The sequence below is a fragment of the Paraburkholderia silviterrae genome (genome assembly GCF_004353915.1).
In the GTDB taxonomy this organism is placed as follows: domain Bacteria; phylum Pseudomonadota; class Gammaproteobacteria; order Burkholderiales; family Burkholderiaceae; genus Paraburkholderia; species Paraburkholderia silviterrae.
On sequence record NZ_SMRP01000002.1, the window covers coordinates 645,723 to 664,708 of the forward strand.

18 protein-coding genes and 1 pseudogene are annotated in these 18,986 nt (G+C 67.5%); 4 read left to right on the forward strand and 15 right to left on the reverse strand.

The window, feature by feature from the left end:
- Nucleotides 1-208: 208 nt before the first annotated feature.
- The 5 genes from EYW47_RS07125 to EYW47_RS07145 form a co-directional block, all read right to left on the reverse strand.
- Nucleotides 209-1,276, reverse strand: a complete 1,068-nt coding sequence (locus tag EYW47_RS07125; RefSeq protein WP_133194128.1) for an ABC transporter permease — start codon at nucleotides 1,274-1,276, stop codon at nucleotides 209-211.
- A complete protein-coding gene (locus tag EYW47_RS07130; RefSeq protein ID WP_133194129.1) occupies nucleotides 1,273-3,030 on the reverse strand; it encodes a sugar ABC transporter ATP-binding protein in 1,758 nt (585 codons plus the stop codon). The genes EYW47_RS07125 and EYW47_RS07130 overlap by 4 nt, the downstream gene beginning before the upstream one ends.
- Before the next feature lie 253 nt (nucleotides 3,031-3,283).
- The gene (locus EYW47_RS07135; protein WP_133194130.1) at nucleotides 3,284-4,264 is read right to left on the reverse strand and encodes a sugar ABC transporter substrate-binding protein; all 981 of its coding nucleotides are present in this window, start codon (nucleotides 4,262-4,264) and stop codon (nucleotides 3,284-3,286) included.
- A 158-nt stretch (nucleotides 4,265-4,422) separates the two neighbouring features.
- Nucleotides 4,423-5,400, reverse strand: coding sequence for a magnesium/cobalt transporter CorA (gene corA / locus EYW47_RS07140; protein WP_133194131.1), 978 nt, complete (start codon nucleotides 5,398-5,400; stop codon nucleotides 4,423-4,425).
- Nucleotides 5,401-5,586: 186 nt separating this feature from the next.
- Nucleotides 5,587-6,051 carry a hypothetical protein gene (locus EYW47_RS07145; protein WP_133194132.1) on the reverse strand — a complete coding sequence of 155 codons (465 nt, stop codon included), beginning with the start codon at nucleotides 6,049-6,051 and terminating at the stop codon, nucleotides 5,587-5,589.
- A gap of 269 nt (nucleotides 6,052-6,320) precedes the next feature.
- Here EYW47_RS07145 and cydX point away from each other — a divergent pair.
- Nucleotides 6,321-6,434: pseudogene (cydX, locus tag EYW47_RS07150) on the forward strand (cytochrome bd-I oxidase subunit CydX); the annotation flags it as partial.
- A gap of 113 nt (nucleotides 6,435-6,547) precedes the next feature.
- Nucleotides 6,548-7,138 (forward strand): P-loop nucleotide/nucleoside kinase family protein, encoded by a 591-nt coding sequence (locus tag EYW47_RS07155; protein ID WP_133194133.1) that lies wholly within the window; start codon nucleotides 6,548-6,550, stop codon nucleotides 7,136-7,138.
- A gap of 63 nt (nucleotides 7,139-7,201) precedes the next feature.
- Here EYW47_RS07155 and EYW47_RS07160 read toward each other — a convergent pair whose 3' ends face one another.
- Together EYW47_RS07160 and EYW47_RS07165 are read right to left on the reverse strand one after the other, a co-directional pair.
- Entirely contained in the window at nucleotides 7,202-8,308 is a 1,107-nt protein-coding gene (locus EYW47_RS07160; protein ID WP_133194134.1) for a saccharopine dehydrogenase family protein, read from the reverse strand.
- Between the two features lie 207 nt (nucleotides 8,309-8,515).
- Nucleotides 8,516-8,980 (reverse strand): Lrp/AsnC family transcriptional regulator, encoded by a 465-nt coding sequence (locus EYW47_RS07165; RefSeq protein WP_028216302.1) that lies wholly within the window; start codon nucleotides 8,978-8,980, stop codon nucleotides 8,516-8,518.
- A 276-nt stretch (nucleotides 8,981-9,256) separates the two neighbouring features.
- Here EYW47_RS07165 and EYW47_RS07170 point away from each other — a divergent pair, with 276 nt between their 5' ends.
- Both EYW47_RS07170 and EYW47_RS07175 read left to right on the forward strand, forming a co-directional pair.
- Nucleotides 9,257-9,820: a Spy/CpxP family protein refolding chaperone gene (locus EYW47_RS07170; RefSeq protein ID WP_133194135.1), complete on the forward strand. Its 564-nt coding sequence runs from the start codon at nucleotides 9,257-9,259 to the stop codon at nucleotides 9,818-9,820.
- Between the two features lie 352 nt (nucleotides 9,821-10,172).
- A complete protein-coding gene (locus EYW47_RS07175; RefSeq protein ID WP_133194136.1) occupies nucleotides 10,173-10,607 on the forward strand; it encodes a PGDYG domain-containing protein in 435 nt (144 codons plus the stop codon).
- 32 nt (nucleotides 10,608-10,639) lie between these two features.
- Here the strand turns inward: EYW47_RS07175 and EYW47_RS07180 are convergent, their stop codons facing one another.
- The 8 genes from EYW47_RS07180 to EYW47_RS07215 all read right to left on the reverse strand — a co-directional run bounded on the left by EYW47_RS07180 (nucleotide 10,640) and on the right by EYW47_RS07215 (nucleotide 18,977).
- Entirely contained in the window at nucleotides 10,640-11,005 is a 366-nt protein-coding gene (locus EYW47_RS07180) for a DUF3022 domain-containing protein (RefSeq protein WP_133194137.1), read from the reverse strand.
- An 87-nt stretch (nucleotides 11,006-11,092) separates the two neighbouring features.
- The gene (locus EYW47_RS07185) at nucleotides 11,093-11,911 is read right to left on the reverse strand and encodes a YhfC family intramembrane metalloprotease (RefSeq protein WP_133194138.1); all 819 of its coding nucleotides are present in this window, start codon (nucleotides 11,909-11,911) and stop codon (nucleotides 11,093-11,095) included.
- Between the two features lie 208 nt (nucleotides 11,912-12,119).
- The gene (locus EYW47_RS07190) at nucleotides 12,120-13,187 is read right to left on the reverse strand and encodes a substrate-binding domain-containing protein (RefSeq protein ID WP_133194239.1); all 1,068 of its coding nucleotides are present in this window, start codon (nucleotides 13,185-13,187) and stop codon (nucleotides 12,120-12,122) included.
- Between the two features lie 74 nt (nucleotides 13,188-13,261).
- Nucleotides 13,262-14,227: an NAD(P)-dependent oxidoreductase gene (locus EYW47_RS07195; RefSeq protein WP_133194139.1), complete on the reverse strand. Its 966-nt coding sequence runs from the start codon at nucleotides 14,225-14,227 to the stop codon at nucleotides 13,262-13,264.
- Nucleotides 14,228-14,324: 97 nt separating this feature from the next.
- A complete protein-coding gene (locus tag EYW47_RS07200; protein ID WP_133194140.1) occupies nucleotides 14,325-15,608 on the reverse strand; it encodes an MFS transporter in 1,284 nt (427 codons plus the stop codon).
- Nucleotides 15,609-15,743: 135 nt separating this feature from the next.
- The gene (locus EYW47_RS07205) at nucleotides 15,744-16,733 is read right to left on the reverse strand and encodes a sugar kinase (RefSeq protein ID WP_133194141.1); all 990 of its coding nucleotides are present in this window, start codon (nucleotides 16,731-16,733) and stop codon (nucleotides 15,744-15,746) included.
- Nucleotides 16,734-16,862: 129 nt separating this feature from the next.
- Nucleotides 16,863-17,651, reverse strand: a complete 789-nt coding sequence (locus EYW47_RS07210) for a TIM barrel protein (protein ID WP_133194142.1) — start codon at nucleotides 17,649-17,651, stop codon at nucleotides 16,863-16,865.
- A 330-nt stretch (nucleotides 17,652-17,981) separates the two neighbouring features.
- Entirely contained in the window at nucleotides 17,982-18,977 is a 996-nt protein-coding gene (locus EYW47_RS07215; protein WP_133194143.1) for a LysR family transcriptional regulator, read from the reverse strand.
- Nucleotides 18,978-18,986: the final 9 nt, after the last annotated feature.

Here is an 18,986-nt window from a genome sequence, read left to right on the forward strand (position 1 = left end):
GGCTTTGCACGGCGATGGCCCTCGGTGAGCGCACCGGTCGGTTAGTCGTTTACCCGGCCGCTCTCGTTTTTTTCTTCTAACCCCTTCGTGCTTCTACTTCACTCGCTGCTTCAGTTACTACCGCAGTTACTGCCGCAGTTACGGCTTCAGTGACTCCATTCGCCACCCTGCGCGCGGCCACATCCTGACGCTTGCATCCATTGCCGCGTCACTTCCCGCCGCGCTTGCGGCTGCGGTGGCTTCGATACGTGTCGAGCACCACCGCGACCACGATCACCGCGCCGGTGATGATGCGCTTGGTCGGCTCGTTCGCGCCGATCTGCGCGAGCCCCGCCGCGAGCACGGAAATGATCAACACGCCGAAAAACGTGCTGATGACCGAGCCGCGCCCGCCCATCAGGCTCGTGCCGCCGATCACCACGGCGGCGATCACCTGCAGCTCGAGGCCGACGCCCGCGTTCGGATCCGCGGCTTCGAGGCGCGAGATCTGGAACAGCGCGGCAAGCCCCGAGAGCGCGCCCATCAGCGCGAACACGACGATCTTGTACGGGCGCGGATCGACGCCCGCGAGCCGCACTGCCTCCTCGTTGGTGCCGATGCCGATCAGGTAACGGCCGAACACCGTGCGCGTGAGCACCAGTTGCGCGATCACCATGACCGCCACGGCGATCAGGAACGCGGGCGAGATGCCGAACGCAAGCGGATTCGAAAGGAAGTCGAACGCATCGCCGATATAGGCCGTGCGCGAATTCGTCATCTGGTACGCGAGGCCGCGCGCGGCCTCCAGCACGCCGAGCGAGACGATGAACGACGGAATGCGCCAGCCCACCGTGACCGCGCCCGTGAGCGTGCCCGTGGCCGCTGCGGCCAGCAGCCCGACGAGCGCCGCGGGCAGCGCGCCGAGCCCCCACTTGAGGGCGGCCACGCTCACCACCGACGCCCCGAGCGCCAGCACCGAGCCCACCGAGAGGTCGATGCCCGCGATGATCAGCACGAATGTCATGCCCACGGACATGACGACGAGATCGGGAATCTGGTTCGCGATCGTGCTGAACGTATCGTAAGTCAGGAAGTGCGAACTCAGCAGCGAGAACAGTACGATCATCGCGACCAGCGCGAGCGCGAGGCCCAGATAATTCGAAAAGCCAAAGCGCGTGCCGACGGGTTTGGCGCTCGCGGCCGTCGTCGCGGCGGCGTGCGAAGCGCTGCCGGGCGGCGCGGACCGTGCCGGCTCTGCGGGCTCTCCTGGTTGTTCGCGCAACGGTGGATTCGTCATGAAGCGCTTCCTCCTCGCCCATCGGGCGGCGGCGATTGAACGCGGTCTCCGGGCCGCTGCGCGGGCACGGAAGTTTTCAGCTCGGGCAGGTCGGCGGCGTCGGCGAGCATCGCGTCTTCGGCGCGATAGCCCGCGAAGGCGGCGCCAAGCAGTGCGTCCTGGGTCCACTCCCCGCGCGCGAAGATCGCCGTCATTTTTCCCGCCGACATCACGCCGATACGGTCGCAAATCAGCATCAGCTCGCGCAGGTCGCTCGAGACCACGACGAGCGCGCAGCCCTCGCGCGCGAGCGAGCCCATCAGTGCGTAGATGTCGAATTTCGCGCCCACGTCGATGCCGCGCGTGGGTTCGTCGAACAACAGCACGCGCACGCCGTGCACACTGCCGCTTACACCTTTGGCGGCCTGAGCGCCGGTGCTGCGCCGCGCGAGCCAGCGGCCGATCACCACCTTCTGCTGGTTGCCGCCCGAAAGCTCGCCCACGCTCTGGCCGGGGCCGGACGTGCGGATGCGCAAGGCGTCGATCTGCGCACCGGCCAGCGCGTTCTCGCGCGCGGCGTCCACCACGCCATAGCGGGCCACGGCGCCCACGTTGCCTAGCGACACGTTTGCAGCCACCGGTTGCGGCAGCAACAAGCCCTCGCCCTTGCGGTCCTCGGTGATGAGCGCGATGCCGTGGCGCACCGCATCCACCGGGGAGTCGATGCGCACCGGCACGGGCGGCGCGCCCGGCGTGCCCGCGAGCGCGACCGTGCCGCGATCCTTCGCGTCGGCGCCGTAGATGAGGCGCATGAGCTCGGTGCGCCCCGCGCCGATCAGCCCCGACACGCCGAAGATCTCTCCCGCGCGCACCTCGAACGAGACATCGCGCACGACACTCGCGCGGCCGATCCCATCCACCTTGAGCAGCGGCGCGCCGATGCGCCGCTCGCCCAGCTCGATGCGCTCGCCGAGCTCCCGCCCGACCATCAGCGCGACAATGCGCTCGGGCGTGAGACTGGCCATCGCATCCACGCGCACGAGCCGGCCGTCGCGCAACACCGCCACGCGCTGCGCGATGCGCTCGAGCTCCTCGAGCCGGTGCGAGATGTAGACGAGCGCAACGCCGCGCGCCCGCAGCCGGGCGATCTGCTCGAACAGCAGCTCGACCTCGCGGCCCGTGAGCATCGCGGTGGGCTCGTCGAGGATCAGCACGCGCAACGGCGCGGCGCCCTGCGCCTCGTCGCCGATCAGGTTGCGCGCGATCTCCACGAGCTGCTGGTGGCCGATGCCGAGCTCGCCCACCAGCGTGTCGGGGTCGATCGCCTCGAGTCCGACTTGCGCCATCGCGGCGCGGGCGTCTTCGCGCAACCGCGTGCGATCGATCCAGCCCGTCCACCCGAGCGGCCCGAAGCGGCGCGGCAAGCGGTTCAGAAACAGGTTTTCGGCAACCGAAAGCGTGGGCAGCAGGTTGAGCTCCTGCATCACCATGCGCACGCCAAGCGCTTCCGCCTGCTTGCGGCTCGCCGGGGCATAGGGCTCGCCCATCAGCGTCATGCTGCCGGCGCTGGGTGCCGTGAGCCCGCCCACGATCTTGGAGAGCGTGCTCTTGCCCGCGCCGTTCTCGCCCGTGAGCGCAAGCACCTCCCCCGCGTGCAGCGCGAGGCTGACGTCGGCGAGCACCGGCTGCTCGTAGGTCTTGCCGGCGCCCGTCACCGTCAGCACCGCGCCTTGGGCGGATGCGCCCGGCTGGGCGTCGGGGGCAATTGCTTCCATCACGATCCTGTTCTCGGGTGCCGCGCCGCCCGGATCCCGCGGCGGTAGCGCAGGCTTGCGCAGCGCCCGGCCACCGGTGAAGCGGCACACCACGGCGGCTCGCTCGCTGGCGCGGCCATCACGGTACAAATAACGGCGGCGCGGCGCTTTTCTTGAGCGCTTATTACACCAAAACGCGACCCGAAAAGGCGGCCCGAAAAGCGCTCGCGCGATAAACGCACGCCAAACGATTCGGCGTGCATATTTTGCCGCCTTATTTCACGGCATCCTTCGTCACGAGCACGACCGGCGTCTCGACCACGCCCGAGAGATCCGACTGCTTCTTGTGCCCCTTGAGCGCCTTGAGCGCGGTGTCGATGCCGAATACGGCCTGCTTGGCGGCGTACTGGTCGGCGGTGGCGAGCACGCGGCCATCCTTGAGCATCGGCTTGATGGCGTCGATGTTGTCGTAGCCCACCACGTAGACCTTGCCCTGCTTGCCGGCCGCGCGCACCGCCGACACGGCGCCGATCGCCATGTTGTCGTTGCCGCACAAGAGCGCCTTCATGTCCGGATATTCATTGAGCATGGCCGAGGCGACCGCATTGCCCTTGTCGATTTCCCATTCGCCCGACTGCACCGAGACGATCTTCGCGCCCACGGCCTGCATCGCGTCCTTGAAGCCCGCCGTGCGCTGCTGCGCGTTGGTGGTGGTCGAGACGCCTTCCACGATGCCCACCTGATCGCCCGCCTTGAGCTTCTTCGCCAGATACTCGCCGACGAGGCGCGCGCCCTTGGCGTTGTCGGGGCCGACGAACGGCACGTTCAGGTCCTTGGACTTGAGCACGTCGGGATCGAGCCGGTTGTCGATGTTCACGACGATGATGCCCGCATCCACGGCCTTCTTCACGACCGGCACGAGCGCCTTGGAGTCTGCCGGCGCGAGCACGATGGCGTCGACCTTCGAGACGATCATCTGCTCGACGATCTGGATTTGCGCGGCTGTGTCGGTTTCGTTCTTGATGCCGTTGGTCACGAGGTCGAACTCGGACGCATTGTGCTTCTGGTAGTCCTTCGCGCCGTTCTCCATGGTGAGGAAGAACTCGTTGGCGAGCGACTTCATGACGAGCGCGACTTTCGGCTTGTGGCCGGCCGCCGACTGGGCGTGAGCGGCAAGCGGCATGGTGGCCGCGAAGGCAACGGTGGCAAGTGCGGCTGCGGCGCCAAGAACGCGCCGGCGAATGCGGGAGTTCATCGTTTGTGTCTCCGGTTGTCGGGCCCGGTCGGGCCGTATTTCTGGTTATGCGCAAACGTTTTCAGGCGCCCCATTCTCGGGGCGCGCAATCGGCGATGTCAATGGCGCCGGCCGCTGTGCGCCGCGCTGCGGCGCAGCAGCCGCCATGCGCATCGACCTCAGAGCCACCCACCGCGGCGGAACAGGATGAACAGCACGACGTCGATCACCACCATCATGGCGAGGCAAACCTGGTAACCATACTCGAAATGCAGTTCGGGGATATTTGCGAAGTTCATCCCGTAGATACCCGCAATCATGGTCGGCACGGCGAAGAGGGCTGCGAACGAGCCGAGCCGCTTGGTCACTTCGTTTTCCGCGAGCGAGATCATGCCGAGATTCACCTGGATCGCCGTCACGATCATTTCGCGGCGCGCATCGACCAGGTTGGACACGCGCACGAGATGGTCGTAGACATCGCGATAGTACGCCTGCATGTCGACGCAGACCTGCGGAATGCGCCCGCCCACGAGCTTGCCCACGGCGTCGACGAGCGGCGTGATGTGGTGCTCCAGGATCACGAGGCGGCGCTTGATCGAATAGAGATCCTCGATGATGGCGCGCGATTGCGCGAGCGTGTGCTTCTCGAAGATGCGGTCTTCCAGGTCCTCGATCTCGCCGGAGAGCTTCTCGAGCACCGGCGCGTAGCGGTCGACCACGCTGTCCATGAGCGCGTAGAGCACGAAGCCGGCGCCCTCCTTGAGCAGCTCCGGTTCACGCTCGCAGCGCGCGCGCACGTCCTGGAAGCCCTGCTGCGCGCGATGGCGCACCGAGAGCACGAAATTCGAGCCCGCGAACACGTTCACCTGGCCGGTGACGATCTCGCCCTCCTCGTCGAGCTCGATCGTATGGAATACGGCGAAGAGCGTGTCGCCGTATTCCTCGATCTTCGGGCGCTGCTTGCCGTTCATCACGTCTTCGATGGCGAGCGTGTGCAGGCCGAATTCCTCCTTCATCGCGGCCATCTCGCCCGCGTCGGGGTCCTTGAGCGCGACCCAGACGAAGCATTCGGGTTTCTGGAGATAGTCGCTGATGGCCTCGATGCCGATATCGGCCAGTTTCTTGCCGCCCTGGTACGCGGCGCAATTGATGAGCATGTGTCGTGTTCGTCCCGGCGGCGCGGCTGGGGAGAGTGAGCGCGCCGCGTGTCCTCAAGTTGATCGATCCGCCAAGTTTAGCGTTGCATCGATCTGCGAGGCGGCACGCGGGCGGCGCTTGCCGGCCTGGAGCGCGTGTTGCCCGCGCCCGCGCGGGGCTTGCACGAGGACCAGCCGGCCGCCCGCTTACTGCGCGACCCGACGAAGGGTGATGCGATGATCCTTGTCGAAGGTTACGCTCGCACGGTTCGTGTAGCGCGGATCGACAAGAAAGCGCAGCTCGACCACAGGATCGAACTGCGTCGTCACGCCGATGCGGTGGACGCCGGGCGACAGGTAGAACGTGACGTGCTCGCCGTTCATGAGGTCGGTGACCTGCTCGCCATCGATATAGACCGGCGCGTCGCGGAACTTGACGATGACGTTGCTCGTGCGCTCGCGCCGCACGTCGACGGCGACGAGACCTTCGCCGGCCTGCGTATAGCCCGGCTTGACGATGCGCTCGGCCGGCACGGGCTTGAAGGGCACGGGCGGCGCGCGCTCTTCGGCGCAGCCGCCCAGCGCCAGCGTCAGCGCGAGGGCGGCCGCCGCCACGAGTGCGGCCGTCAGCGCGGCTGAACCCAACCTCACTTTGAACACGCGCGATGGCATGGGCGCGATCCCCTCGTCGGTTTTTTGATGCTTTCGTGCCGCGCGCCGTACGTCGATCCTCGCCGCCGGCGGCGTCCTGGTCCGTGTGCGCCCATGATATACGCACGCCGCGCCCTGCCCGCGCGAGGCGCCGCACATTGCGCATCGCATGCCGTCACCGGACAGCGCGCGGGCGCGGGCGCCGGGCCACGCCGCGCACCGATGGTATAAGCTTCGGAAGCGGGCTCAATCCCGCTCAGTCATCGCGTCACGCGAGGAGAATGCAGGCGATGTGGTACTTCACGTGGATACTCGGCATCGGCGTGGCGCTCGGTTTTGGCATCATCAATGTGATGTGGCTCGACGCCAACGGCAAACTCCTCGATGGCCAGGGCGTAGCGCCGTCGCCCCTTGACGATCAAGCCGTTCTCACTGGTCAAGCCGATCAAGCTGTTCTCGCCAATCAAGCCAATCAAGCCGGCGGCGCACAGGCGGACCCGGTCCAGGACCGTCGTTCGTGACACGGCTGGTGTTCTTTTGCGGCCACGCCGGCACCGGCAAGACCTCGCTCGCCAAACGCCTGATCGCCCCGCTCGCCCGCGCAACCGGCGAGCCGTTCTGCCTGCTCGACAAGGACACGCTGTACGGACGCACCGGCGCCGCGACGCTCGCCGCGCTCGGCCAGGATCCGCGCGACCGCGATAGTCCGCTATTTCTCCAGCATCTGCGGGACCCCGAATATCAGGGCATGCTCGACACCGCGCGTGAAAATCTTGCGCTGGGCGTGAGCGTGATTGCGGTCGGGCCGCTTTCGGCGGAGGTGCGCGAGCGGCGCCTGCTCGATCGAGCGTGGCTGGGGGTGGCGGCGGACGTGGGGCTCGCCGCTGTCTGGGTGCGCACCGACGAGGAAACGGCGCGCCAGCGCATCGTGGCGCGCGCCCACCCCGACGATGCCTACAAGCTCGCGCACTGGAAGAGCTATCGCAAACGGCGCTTCGAGCCCCAGGGCGCGCAGCTCGACGGCCTCATCGTGTTCGACACCAGCGCGCCAGCGCCTGCCGATTACGACACATTGCTGCAGCGCATCGTGCAGGCGTCCGCGGCCTGAGCGAAATGGGCTCGCAGCCGCGGCGCCCCGTTTGCACCGCGTGCGCCGCGTGCGTCTCGTGCTTTAAGCGACGTGTGCCGTCGCCAGCGCCTCGAGCGTCGCGCCTTCGTACACCTGACCGAAGCGGTTCGAGAGGAACTGCTCGAGCGACACCTGCTCCTGACGCACAAAGCCCTTTTGCGGCAGCTTCTTCTCGCGGAACAGATCGAGCACCGCGCACATGGCGCCTGCCGTGGTGATCTCGATCGCGCTCATCGGCACGCCGCAGACCGTCTTCGCGAAGATCTTGCGCGTGAAGACTTCCTGCACGAGTTGACCATTGCGCGTGCCCGTCACGGTAATGAAGATCAGCACGACGTCCTGCTCCGTGGACGGAATCGCGCGGCGCATGATCGACTTGAGCGTGTCGCGGTCGCCCGAGAGGCGCAGGTCTTCGAGCAGGAACTGCATGAGCGAGCGGTGGCCCGGATAGCGCACCGACTTGTAGTCGAGCGATTCGACGCGCCCGGAGAGCGTCTCGCACAGCGTGCCGAGACCGCCCGAGGTGTTGAACGCCTCGTACTCCACGCCGTCGAGCGAGAAGTGCTCGTGGCCTTCGAGCGGCTGCACCATCTGCGTGCGGCCTTCGTGGATCGCCTCGCACGGCTGGCAGTACTCGTTGATGAGGCCGTCCACGCTCCAGGTGAGGTTGTACTTGAGCGCGTTCGTGGGGAATTGCGGCAGCGCGCCCACCCGCATTTTGACTTCGCGGATCTCGGTGAAGCGGCTCGCGAGCGCATGGGCAGCGAGGCCGATGAAGCCCGGCGCCAGCCCGCATTGCGGCATGAACGCGTGATCGGCGCCCTCGGCGAGCGCACGGATCGCGTGCGTCGCGCGCACGTCCTCGGTCAGGTCGAAGTAATGAACACCCGCGCCCTTCGCCGCCGACGCGACGTTCACCGCGAGGTAGTAAGGCAGCGCGTTGATGAGCACGTCGAAGCCTTCGAGCGCGCCGCGCAGTGCGGCCGCGTCGCCGGAATCGACACGCATGGTGGGAATGCCTTGCGCGGCGAGCTTTTCGAGCGCGTGGGTGTCGCGGTCGAGCGCCGTGACCTCATAGTCCCCGGTTTCGCGCAGCATGTGTGCAATGGTGTGGCCAATCAGGCCGGCGCCTGCAATCGCGACTTTCATTCGGTATCTCCTTAGGGGTTTTCTGTGGTTCTGGGCCATGCTGTTGCCCGGTGCACACAGTCTAAGGAGGTGCGAAATCAGATCCTAGACGCAAAATGATGCGCTTTGTCGGAGAGTTTCGTCATTTCGACGATGATTTTCGTCATAACGACGAAAAGGCGTAAAAATGGTGTCAACGACGGCGCGAAAGCCGGTCCGTCCTGCCCTTCAACCCATCACCGTGCCGCGGTCGATCTTGCGTGCGAGCACGATCGACGTGGTCGTGCGCTCGACGCCCTGCATGCCGCCAATCTGGTCGAGCAGGTCGTTCAGGCGATCGGGCGAATCCGCGCGCAGCCAGGCCACATAGTCGTACTCGCCGCTCACTGCGCAGAGCAGCTGCACTTCGGGCATCTTGGACAGGCGCCGTTGCACTTCGGGGCCATTGCGCGGCGCAATGATGAGTCCGACCCAGGCCTGCAGGCTCGCGTCGAGCACGTCCTGGCCGAGGCGCACGCCGTAGCCCGCGATGACCTGGGAGCGCTCGAGCCGCGCGATGCGCGCGAGCACCGTGGTACGCGCAACGCCGAGCTGGCGCGCGAGATTCGCCACGCTTTCGCGGGCGTTCTCCTGCAGCAGCGCTACGAGGCTGCGGTCGAGGTCGTCGAGTTGGTCGAGGCGCGGCGGTCTCATCGTGGGGCGGGCTCCCGGAATGTCGAATGGTTGGAGGCAATGGCTGAATATCGCGCCATTATCGCGCGCGGCGGGTTCCGGACGAACCCGCAAGCAAATACGCACGCGCGGTGCACGCTGCTTCTTGCAGCTTATTTCCGTGAGTTTCGTTTGTAAGCAGATGTCGCGCAGCGGCCGCATTGAGGCGATATCGTGGTACACATAGCGCCTGCAACCGATGGGTTCCGCGCCTACTCGCTACGTAACCTCTACGAATTGAAGATTCAAGGAGCAACAATGAAGAAAGCTTTCGTCATCCTTGCCGCGACGCTCTCGATGAGCGGCGCTTTCGCACAGACCGCCGCATCGTCGGCGACGGCCGCGCCTGCGGCTGCCGCAGCGGCATCGAAGGTCGAAGCGCGCGCCGCGCAGCATCAGCAGCGCGTGGAAGAGCGCATCACCTACCTGCACTCGGCGCTGAAGATCACGTCCGACCAGGAGCCGCAATGGAAGGCGTTTGCCGACGTCATGCGCAGCAACGGCGAGACCATGGCAGGTCTGTACAAGCAGCGCATGGAAGGCGAAGCGCAGCGTAACGCGCTCGACGACATGAAGCAGTACGCACAAATCGCCCAGACGCACGCCGACGACATGCAGAAGCTCGTCACGGCGTTCGAGCCGCTCTACACCAGCTTCTCGCCGGAACAGAAGAAGCTTGCCGACGCCACCTTCCGCCACGGCCAGTCCGAAGGCGGCAAGGCCGCAGCCCATCCGAAGCACAAGGGCAAGCCCCATGCGAAGGCGCCGGCCGCCGCAGCGGCAAGCGGTGCTGACGCTGCGAGCACGCCGGCTGCCCAGTAAGCCGGCGCAGACAGGCAGCGCGTACATAGCGCACACACAGCGCTTTTGCAGCGCGCGAGCGGGTCGAGCAATCGGCCCGCTCGCGCGCTGCGCCGTTTTGGGATCCGCTGCGGCTCGCGCACGCGAGGCCACTTTGGCGAGCGCACAGGATCCGGCGCGGTCTATTCCCGGGCCCGTTGAAGCCGATTCGTGGTACGCTCGCGGACCTCTCGACGGCCGGGCAAGCATGCCCGGCCGTCGTGCTTTATCTGGCCTATATTTCTGGCTATTCCCCGTATCGACGCCGCGTGAATCGGGCACGGCCCGCACTTCATCGGCGACCTCCCAACGGAACAGGTCCGCTGCCGCCACCATGATCGAACTGACCCAACTCGACCTCGCCGCCGATCCCGCCGCGCAACGCGTGGTCAAGGACGAAACCGTCACTGTCGAATTCGCCGCGGCACCCGGCGAGCTGATGAGCCTCGAAGGCCCGAACCGCTATGCGCCAGGCGACGCGATCATCACCGGTGCGACGGGCGAGCGCTGGGTCGTCTCGCGCGAGCGCTTCGACCCGAAGTATCGGCCGGCCGACGCCGCGCTCGCACACGGCGCGCCCGGCGCCTATCGCAACCTGCCGACGGTGGTGCTGGCCAAGCGCATCGACGAGCCGTTTTCGATCGTGCGCTCGGCAGGCGGCGACCGCCTCACCGGCGCAGCCGGCGACTGGGTCATGCAATATGCGCCCGGCGATTATGGCGTGGTGAAGGCCGAGCGCTTTGCGAAGGTGTATCGGCTCGCCGATTGAGCCGCGTGCCGGCGCGCGCCGTGTCGCGCGCTTCAGGCAAACTCCTCGTCGAGATCGAGCGTGACGTTGCGCGGGGTCTCCTCGCCCTTCGCGTGCTGTTCCTCGAGCGAGCCGATGGTGGCCTCCACATAGGCGTGCAGCACCGCGAAGCTGCGTCCACGCATGCGCGGCGGCAGCGCGCGATAGCGCGCCAGCGCTGCCGGCGCGATGGCGACCGTGAGCGTCATGCGGCGCGCGGCGGCGCCCATGCGCATCGCCACCCAATGCACGATGAGCAGCGGCGCGCCGTTTTCGGCGGGCTGCTCGCTAAAGCGCGTCTGCTCAGGGAACAGATCGGCGATTACGCGCGCAAGCTCGTCGATATCGCGGCTCGCGCATTCAAACAGATAATCTTCCATTGCTGTCCATGAGGAATTGAGAAAACGTTGCAGGCGCAACGTAACAACGATTAGGGAGAGGCGTTATCGCGCGCGTGGCGCGGCGCGTCAGGCCGTGCGCGCCACGCGGTTGCCCGGCGCACACATTCTGAAAAGCACGACGGCCACCGCGAGCGCCACGACCGCGTAGAGCGCATCCACGACGAAAAGCGGCACAAGACGCGCCTGGAACATGGCGGCGGGCACGTCGATCACCGCGTGCAGCGCGATCGCGATCGGCAGGATCGACTTGCGCCCGGCCCGCACTCCGCGCCACATCAGCACCGAAAGACCGATCTGGAACACGAACGCGGCCGTGCGTTCGAGCGCGAACACGCCCGCCACCAGCGGCGAGAACGTGGCGAGCATCAGATGCACGCGCAGCACGGCATCCATCGTGAGATTGCTCAGATGCTCGTCGAGCTCACCACGGTTCGCGAGCACCGCGAAGGCGATCCACTGCAACTGCACGAGCACGCCGACGAGCCACGCCTCCGCGCCGCCATGGCCGATGCCGTACGCGAGCCCCGTGCTGTCGACCGGCGCATTGGGCCGACCTGCCAGCCGCCCCGCGCGCCGCGCGAGCATGCGCATCGCGATGTACCGCCCCACTTCTTCGCACACGCCCGCCGCGAGCGCACCATACAGCACGAAGGTGAGCGGATTGGCGAGTAGTTGCGCCGTGACCGGATTCTCGTGCAGGACGTAGCCGTTGAGCGCACGCTCGATCACCGTCGCGAACAGGGCGAAGATGGCCACGCCCGTGACGGTGGCGCGCCAGTCGAATGCGAACGGCGCGCGCAGCCGGCGATAGAGCGAGACGGGCAAGACGGCAACGAAGAGCGTCGCGAGCGAAAGGCAGACCAGCGTGACCGGATCGACGTGCATGGGGTTCCTTGAAACGTCCGACGCGCGAGGCGCGCGCCGCAGCCCGAATCATCGCAGATATCGGGGCGCTCGCGCAGCCCCGGCGGCGCGGCGCTACCCGGCCCATGCGGGCGGGACGGGCGCGGACCATGCGGGCGTACGGTCGCGGCGCCGGCCCGCGCCGGTCGCATGCAAGCCGCCTGAGCTCGAAAGAACACCCGAGGCGGCGCTAGCCGAGCGTCGAGGCCCGCACGACCAGCTCGCCCGGAAATGCCGCTGCGCGCGCGGCCAGCGCCGCGCCCTCGATGCGCTCGTTCAGGAACTCCACCGCCCGGTAGCCGATCTCGCGAGTCGGCTGGCGGATGGTGGTGATGCCGGCGAGCTCGGCCCACTCGGGATCGTCGATGGCGATCAACGCCGCCTGCTGCTGCCATTGCGCGCCGAATTTCGCCTTCAGATGCAGCGCGAGCCGCAAGGCGACCGGCGCATTCGCGGCGAAGAGCGCGCAGCGTGCGCCGCGGCGCGCGGCGTCGGCGATATGCGCATCGAGCACGGCGAGCGCCGCGTCGACACTTGCATCGTCATGCAGATCGAGTACGTGCGTGGCCGCGCGAACTTCCTGCGCGCCCTTCGTGGCCTGCTGCGCCGACGCACCCGCCGCCCCATCGATGGATCTGCGAAACGCCGCTTCGCGCTCGCGCCGCGAGCTCACGTGCTCGAAGGGCTGCACGACGAACACGAGGTCGTCGTAGCCGCGTTCCAGCAGATGCTGCACGGCGAGGCGCACGGCGGCCGCGTTGTCGAGCCCGACCATGTCGGCGTCGAGGCCGTCCACGGTGCGGTCGACCAGCACGGCGGGAATGCCGCCGCTGCCCATCGGCTTGAGCATCGACTCGGGCACGCCGAGCGCATTCACGATCACGCCTTCCACGCGATACGTGGTGAGCAGTTGCAGATAGCGCCGCTCCATGTCGATTTCGTTCGCTGCGTGGCAAATCAGCGGCATATAGCCGAGCGCGTGGCACGCGGCCTCCACGCCTTGCAGCACTTCGACGGAATAGGGATTCGCGAGATCGGCGAGCAACAGCCCGAGCAGCCGGTTGCGCCCGCGCTTGAGGCCGCGCGCCATCTGGTTGGGCCGATAGTCGAGCCGCTCGATTGCTGCCTCGATGCGCGAGCGCAGGTCCGGCGAGAGGACCGAAAGCTCGCCGTTCAGATAGCGCGAGATGCTGGTCTTGCCGGTGCCCGCCTCGCGGGCGACGTCGCTGATGGTCGCGCGGCGCGGCGGCGCGCCCATGGCGACGGCCTCGCCTTTGCCGCCTTCCCCGCCTTTGCCGCCCGCTTGCAGGGTCCTGGAGGCGCCGCCCGTGCTCATCGCGCGAGCACCTCGCGATTGACGATGTTGTTTTCGAGCGTGCCGGAAAGCGCCGCCACGAGGTTCTCTGCGGCACAGCGCGCCATGGCGTGACGCGTCTCATGCGTGGCCGAGCCGATGTGCGGCAGCGCGACGACGTTCGGCATGCGCAACAGCGGCGAGGCTGGATCGACCGGCTCCTTCTCGAACACGTCGAGGCCCGCGCCGTGGATCGTGCCCGCTTCGAGCGCGGCGATCAGCGCCGCTTCGTCGACGATCGCGCCGCGCGAGGCGTTGATGAGGATCGCGCTCTTCTTCATCTTTTGCAGCTCGCGGGCGCCGATCAGGTGACGCGTGGCGTCGGTGAGCGGCACCTGCAGACACACGAAATCGGCGGCGGCGAGCAGTTCGTCGAGCTCGACGCGGCGCGCGCCGTACTCGCGCTCGGCCACCTCGTTCGCGCTGCGGTTCGTGTAGAGCACCTTCATGTTGAAGCCAAGCGCCGCGCGCCGCGCAACCGCGCCGCCGATGCGCCCGAGCCCGACGATGCCGAGCGTCTTGCCCTGCACATCCACGCCGAATTGCGCGGGACCGATGCTCGCCTTCCAGTGGCCCGCCTTGACCCAGTCGGCCAGCTCGACCACGCGGCGCGCGCTCGCGAGGATCAGTGAAAAGACCGTGTCGGCGGTGGACTCGGTCAGCACGTCGGGCGTGTGCGCGAGCACGATGCCGCGCTGCGTGAGATCGGGCACGTCGAACTGGTCGTAACCCACCGAGATGGTCGAGAGCGCCTTGATGCGCGAGCCTTCGAGCATCGCCGGCGTGACCTTGACGCTTGCGCCGATCGCGCCGTCGGCATCCTTGAGCGCGGCGGCGAACGCTTCGGTGTTGCTTGCGTCGACGAACGTCACATCGAGATGCTCGCGCAGGTACTCGGTCACGTCCGCGGGCAAGGTCTTGTAGGCAACGATTTTCTGCTTCATGAGTGCGCTATGTCCGTCTGTTTCAGTCAGTTACGTTCCGTGAATCTCGCGTGATGCGTTCCCCGCGCGTCATCTCCCGCGCATGGCTTCGCGCGCGTCACTTGCCATGGACCGGAGTCGCGTAGGCGTGGGCGTCGTCGCGGCGCGGCTTCACCGCGAGCGTGAGGACCACCGAGGCCACCAGGGCCACGCTCATGAACGCGTAGGATGCCGAGGGCGAGCCGGTCGCGCCGTTCAGGTAGCCGACCACCCAGGAGCCGACGAACGAGCCGAGCGCGCCCATGCTGTTGATGAGCGCCATCGCCCCGCCGGCCACGTTCTTCGGCAGCAGCTCCGGCACGATCGCGAAGAACGGGCCGTATGGCGCGTACATCGCGGCGCCCGCCACGACCAGCAGCACGTACGAGCTCCAGAAGTGCGTCGAGCCGAGCGCATACGATCCGGCAAACGCGAGCGCGCCAATCAGCAGGAACGGCCACACGAACGCGCGGCGGTTGTTGAGCTTGTCCGAGGCCCACGAGGCCGCGAGCATCGCAATGGTAGCAGCGAGATACGGCAGCGCCGAGAGCCAGCCCGTTTCGACCATGCCGAGCGCCGAGCCGTTCTTCACGATCGACGGCAGCCACAGCACGAAGCCGTACACGCCGATGCTCCAGCAGAAGTACTGCGCCGAGAGCAGCATCACGGCGGGCGTGCGGAACGCTTCGGCGTAGTTCTTCACCGGCTTGATGGCGGCCTGCTCGGCGCGCATCGCGGCGTCGAGCGCGCGCTTCTCGTCGTTCGAGAGCCAGCTCACCTGGGCCGGCTTGTCGCGCACCAGCAGCCACCAGCACACGGCCCACACCACGGCGGGCACGCCCTCGGCGACGAACATGTGGCGCCAGCCGAACGAGTGCACGAGATAGCCCGAGACCACCGACATCCACAGCACCGTGACCGGATTGCCGAGGATCAGGAAGGTATTGGCGCGCGAGCGCTCGTTTTTGGTGAACCAGTTGCTGATGTAGATGAGCATCGCGGGCATCACCGCCGCCTCGACTACGCCGAGCACGAAGCGGATCGCCATCAGCGAGGGAATGTTCGTGACGACGCCCGTGAGCGCGGCGCATCCGCCCCACAGTACGAGGCTCACGAACACGAGCTTGCGCACGCTGCGGCGTTCGGCATAGACCGCGCCCGGCAGCTGGAAGAAGAAGTAACCGAGGAAGAACAGCGCGCCAATCAGCGACGAAAGCCCGGGGCTGATGCCCAGATCGCGATTGATGCCGGCCGCCGAAGCGAAGCCGTAATTGGCGCGATCGAGATAGGCCAGGCTGTACGTGATGAACACGATCGGCATGATTGCCCACCAGCGGCGCGGTGCGAGCGAGGTTGAGGTCATCGGTGTCTCCAGTGTCGATTGCAGTGAGCGTTCTGGCGCTTGCTGCGATCCGATGCAAAGCAGTTCTCGTGGCGCCCTGCCCTGGTTCGGGCAAGGCTGCTGAAATCGCGGAGCGAGCGGCCCCTCGTACTCCGCTTAAGCGGTGGCGCGTGCGGGGCTGGCGTCCTTCGCGGCGCCCTGGGCCTCGAGCGAATCGAGCTGTGCGCGCGTGGGCAGCCCTTCCGAATCGCCGATCACCTGCACGGCGAGCGCGCCGATGCGGTTGCCGCGCGCCACGGCGTCGTGCAGCGTGCGCCCTTCGAGCAGCGCGCTCACCACGCCCACTGCGAAGCCGTCGCCGGCGCCGACCGTATCGACGACGTTCTCCACCGGCTGCGCCTTCACATGGCCGCACTCGCCTGCTTGCGTCGCGAAGTACGCGCCCTGGGCGCCGAGCTTGACGATCACGCCGCGCGCGCCGCGTTCGAGATAGAAGCGCGTGATCGTTGCGGGGTCATCGGAACCCGTGAGAATGCGGCCTTCGTTCACGCCGGGCAGGACCCAGTCGGCAAAACGCGCGAGCTCGTTGAGCGTGTGCACCATCTCGGCTTCGGAGCCCCACAGCGTCGGGCGCAGATTCGGATCGAAAGTGACGGTGCGCCCGGCCTCGCGCATCGCGCGGGCGAGCATGAAAGCGAGCTCGCGCGAGCTTGCCGAGATCGCGGGCGCCACGCCGCTCAGGTGCAGGTGGCGGGCGCCCAGCACGTAGTCGCGCTTGAAGTCGTCGACCGAAAGGTGGCTCGCCGCCGAGCCGCGCCGGAAGTATTCGACGGTGGGGTCGCTGCCGTCGTCGTTCTTCGACTTGAGCTGAAAGCCCGTGGGATAGCGCGCATCGGTTTGCACGCAGTGCGCGTCGATGCCTTCGTGCGCGAGCACGCCGCGCACGAACTGGCCGAACGAGTCGGCGCCCACGCGGCTCATCCAGCCCACCTTGAAGCCAAGGCGCGCGAGGCCGGTCGCCACGTTGAGCTCGGCGCCGGCGGCGCGCTTCGTGAAGTGCGCGACCTCGGAGAGCGGGCCGGTGTCGATGGCCACGAACATCGCCATGGCTTCGCCGTAGGTGATGACATCGAGTGAGTGCGTCATGGAATGCATTCCTGAAAAATCGTATTCGGGTGCCGCGAGCGCCGGCGTCTACGCGAGACCGGCCCAATGTGCGCTCGAGCCGTTAGCGCCCTGTCACGGCGAGCGCGGCCCTCACGTGCCTCGAGCTCGTCAAGCAGTGCCGAGCCACGCCACGTAGCGCGCGGCGTCCTCGGTCACGCACGCCTCGTCGAACGGAAATTCGATGCCGCGCGGCACGCCCGCCGGCAGGCGCGCGAGCGCGGCGCGGCACAGCGCATCGTTGGCGGCCGGCGCGCAGGCAAAGCGGCGCGCTCCCACGCCGTCCACGGCCTTGCAGTGGATGTACTCGACGTACGGCGCAAGCGCGGCGGCGGCCATCAGCGGCGCTTCGCCGGTCCAGTGCCAGTTGCCGATATCGAAGGTCATGCCGATCAGCTTGTCCTGCCCAGCGGCACGCAGCGCGCGAAACAGGCCGATGAACTGCGCGAGCTTGCCGCCCTGCTCGAGCTGGCCGTTTTCGACGACCACGCGCAGCGTCTCATGGGCTTGCGCGTCCGCCACCGCCTCTTCTTCGAGCACCGCCGCGAGGCGCGCGACCTGAGCGTCGCCGGCGAAACCGCCCAGCTGCAGCTTGACGAAGCGCGCGCCGAGCGCGCGGCCGCAGGCGATGGCGGCGCGCAGCGCCGCCGCGTCGAGCGCGCCGTCTTCGCCGTACAGCGAGTCGGGCGTCGACCACACGGGCCACAGGCCTTCACGTGCCAGCACGGTGCCGAGCGCGCGCAGCGCCTCGGGCTGCGTATCGGCGTCGTCCATCAGCTCTCGCCGCACCTCGAACGCACAAGCGCCCGCCGCCTTCGTCGCGCCGAACCACGCCGCATGCCCGTCACGCCGAATCGCTGCGGCGCCGAATGCGCTTGCCACTATTGCTACTTCCGCCATCGTCTTCTGTCCTGTTGCCTGTCGATCAGAGTCAGGGCTTCAGCTGTCGACCAGAGTTAGCGCTTTAGCTGTCGGGTGGAGTTAGTGCTTTAGCACTTACTCCACCCCCATGCAGAGCGCTTACTCTGGTCCCATGCAAAGCCGAGACTCCGGTCCCATGCAGGTTTTTCGCGGTCCGGTTCCTGCGCCGTCGAATCGGTGGAACGTTGCGTTTGGAACCGGTTCCAAACCGGGGCCTAAAAAAAGCGCCTGCGCGCCCGGTTGATGGGCGGATAGTGCGCTGAGGCGCCGCATGGCGCCATTATGGAAATCCCCTAATCCGCGTTGGGATCAAGGCGGGAACCTCGTGCCGCCCGCGCCGCCATTGAGTCCCCCGTTCGGCCCTTCTTCCGGCGCGTCGAGCAGGCACAGCTCGAGGAAGCGCTGGGCGACGCGCGAAGCCGCGCCCGCGTGCGGCACGATGATCGAAAAACGCCGCGCCAGCGGCTCCGGGCGAATGCGGATGAGCTGGAGCGCGTTGTCCTCGTGACGCATCGACATGGCCGAGACGAAGCCGATGCCCATGCCGGCCCGCACCGCCTCCTTGACGCCCTCCACGCCGGCGATTTCCAGCGCGACACGCATCGGCACGCCCGCGCGCGCGAACGCGCGCTCAACCACCTGACGCACACCCGAGCCGTCCTCGCGCAGCACGAGCGGCAGATCCGCGAATGCGCTCAGCTCGCGCCGCAGCGGCGCCGCAGCGGCGTGTTCGCGCGCGGCGCCTGCGCCCTCGCTTTCATCCGCCGCCCGGGCGGCAAGCGCGTGGCCGCGCGGCGCGATGGCCACGATCTCGTCCTCGTGCCACGGGTGCACGGCGCAATCGGCGGGCAACTGCTCGCCCACCGGCCCTTCGACCAGCGCGATATCGAGATCGCCGAGCATGGCGACCACGTCGGTCGTGTTGCCGCTCGCCGTTTCGAGCTTCACGTCCGGATAGCGCCGATGAAACGCCGCCACCAGGTACGGCAGCCGGTAGCTCGCGGGCGTCGTGCTCGCACCGATGCGCAGCGTCCCGCGCTCGAGCCCGCGCAGCGCGTCGCGAAACGTCAGCGCGTCGCGCCAGGTGTCGCGCAGCCGCGCCGCGTAGGCCGCGAGCTGCTCGCCGGTGGGCGTGAGACGCACGCCGCGCCCGTCGCGCAGATAGAGCGGCTCGCCGAACTCCTCCTGCAGCAGCCGCAACTGCCCCGACACCGCGGGCTGCGACAAATGCAGCGCGAGCGCCGCCCGGCTGATGTTCAGGTGCTCGGCTACGGCGGCGAAAGTTATCAGTTGCTCCGGGGTCATCGCGTCCAA

Bases quoted from the DNA above. Each gene is read 5' to 3' on its own strand.
- EYW47_RS07125 (WP_133194128.1), bottom strand. From the start codon at position 1,276: ATGACGAATCCACCGTTGCGCGAACAACCAGGAGAGCCCGCAGAGCCG.
- EYW47_RS07130 (WP_133194129.1), bottom strand. From the start codon at position 3,030: ATGGAAGCAATTGCCCCCGACGCCCAGCCGGGCGCATCCGCCCAAGGC.
- EYW47_RS07135 (WP_133194130.1), bottom strand. From the start codon at position 4,264: ATGAACTCCCGCATTCGCCGGCGCGTTCTTGGCGCCGCAGCCGCACTT.
- corA (WP_133194131.1), bottom strand. From the start codon at position 5,400: ATGCTCATCAATTGCGCCGCGTACCAGGGCGGCAAGAAACTGGCCGAT.
- EYW47_RS07145 (WP_133194132.1), bottom strand. From the start codon at position 6,051: ATGCCATCGCGCGTGTTCAAAGTGAGGTTGGGTTCAGCCGCGCTGACG.
- EYW47_RS07160 (WP_133194134.1), bottom strand. From the start codon at position 8,308: ATGAAAGTCGCGATTGCAGGCGCCGGCCTGATTGGCCACACCATTGCA.
- EYW47_RS07165 (WP_028216302.1), bottom strand. From the start codon at position 8,980: ATGAGACCGCCGCGCCTCGACCAACTCGACGACCTCGACCGCAGCCTC.
- EYW47_RS07170 (WP_133194135.1), top strand. From the start codon at position 9,257: ATGAAGAAAGCTTTCGTCATCCTTGCCGCGACGCTCTCGATGAGCGGC.
- EYW47_RS07175 (WP_133194136.1), top strand. From the start codon at position 10,173: ATGATCGAACTGACCCAACTCGACCTCGCCGCCGATCCCGCCGCGCAA.
- EYW47_RS07180 (WP_133194137.1), bottom strand. From the start codon at position 11,005: ATGGAAGATTATCTGTTTGAATGCGCGAGCCGCGATATCGACGAGCTT.
- EYW47_RS07185 (WP_133194138.1), bottom strand. From the start codon at position 11,911: ATGCACGTCGATCCGGTCACGCTGGTCTGCCTTTCGCTCGCGACGCTC.
- EYW47_RS07190 (WP_133194239.1), bottom strand. From the start codon at position 13,187: ATGGGCGCGCCGCCGCGCCGCGCGACCATCAGCGACGTCGCCCGCGAG.
- EYW47_RS07195 (WP_133194139.1), bottom strand. From the start codon at position 14,227: ATGAAGCAGAAAATCGTTGCCTACAAGACCTTGCCCGCGGACGTGACC.
- EYW47_RS07200 (WP_133194140.1), bottom strand. From the start codon at position 15,608: ATGACCTCAACCTCGCTCGCACCGCGCCGCTGGTGGGCAATCATGCCG.
- EYW47_RS07205 (WP_133194141.1), bottom strand. From the start codon at position 16,733: ATGACGCACTCACTCGATGTCATCACCTACGGCGAAGCCATGGCGATG.
- EYW47_RS07210 (WP_133194142.1), bottom strand. From the start codon at position 17,651: ATGGCGGAAGTAGCAATAGTGGCAAGCGCATTCGGCGCCGCAGCGATT.
- EYW47_RS07215 (WP_133194143.1), bottom strand. From the start codon at position 18,977: ATGACCCCGGAGCAACTGATAACTTTCGCCGCCGTAGCCGAGCACCTG.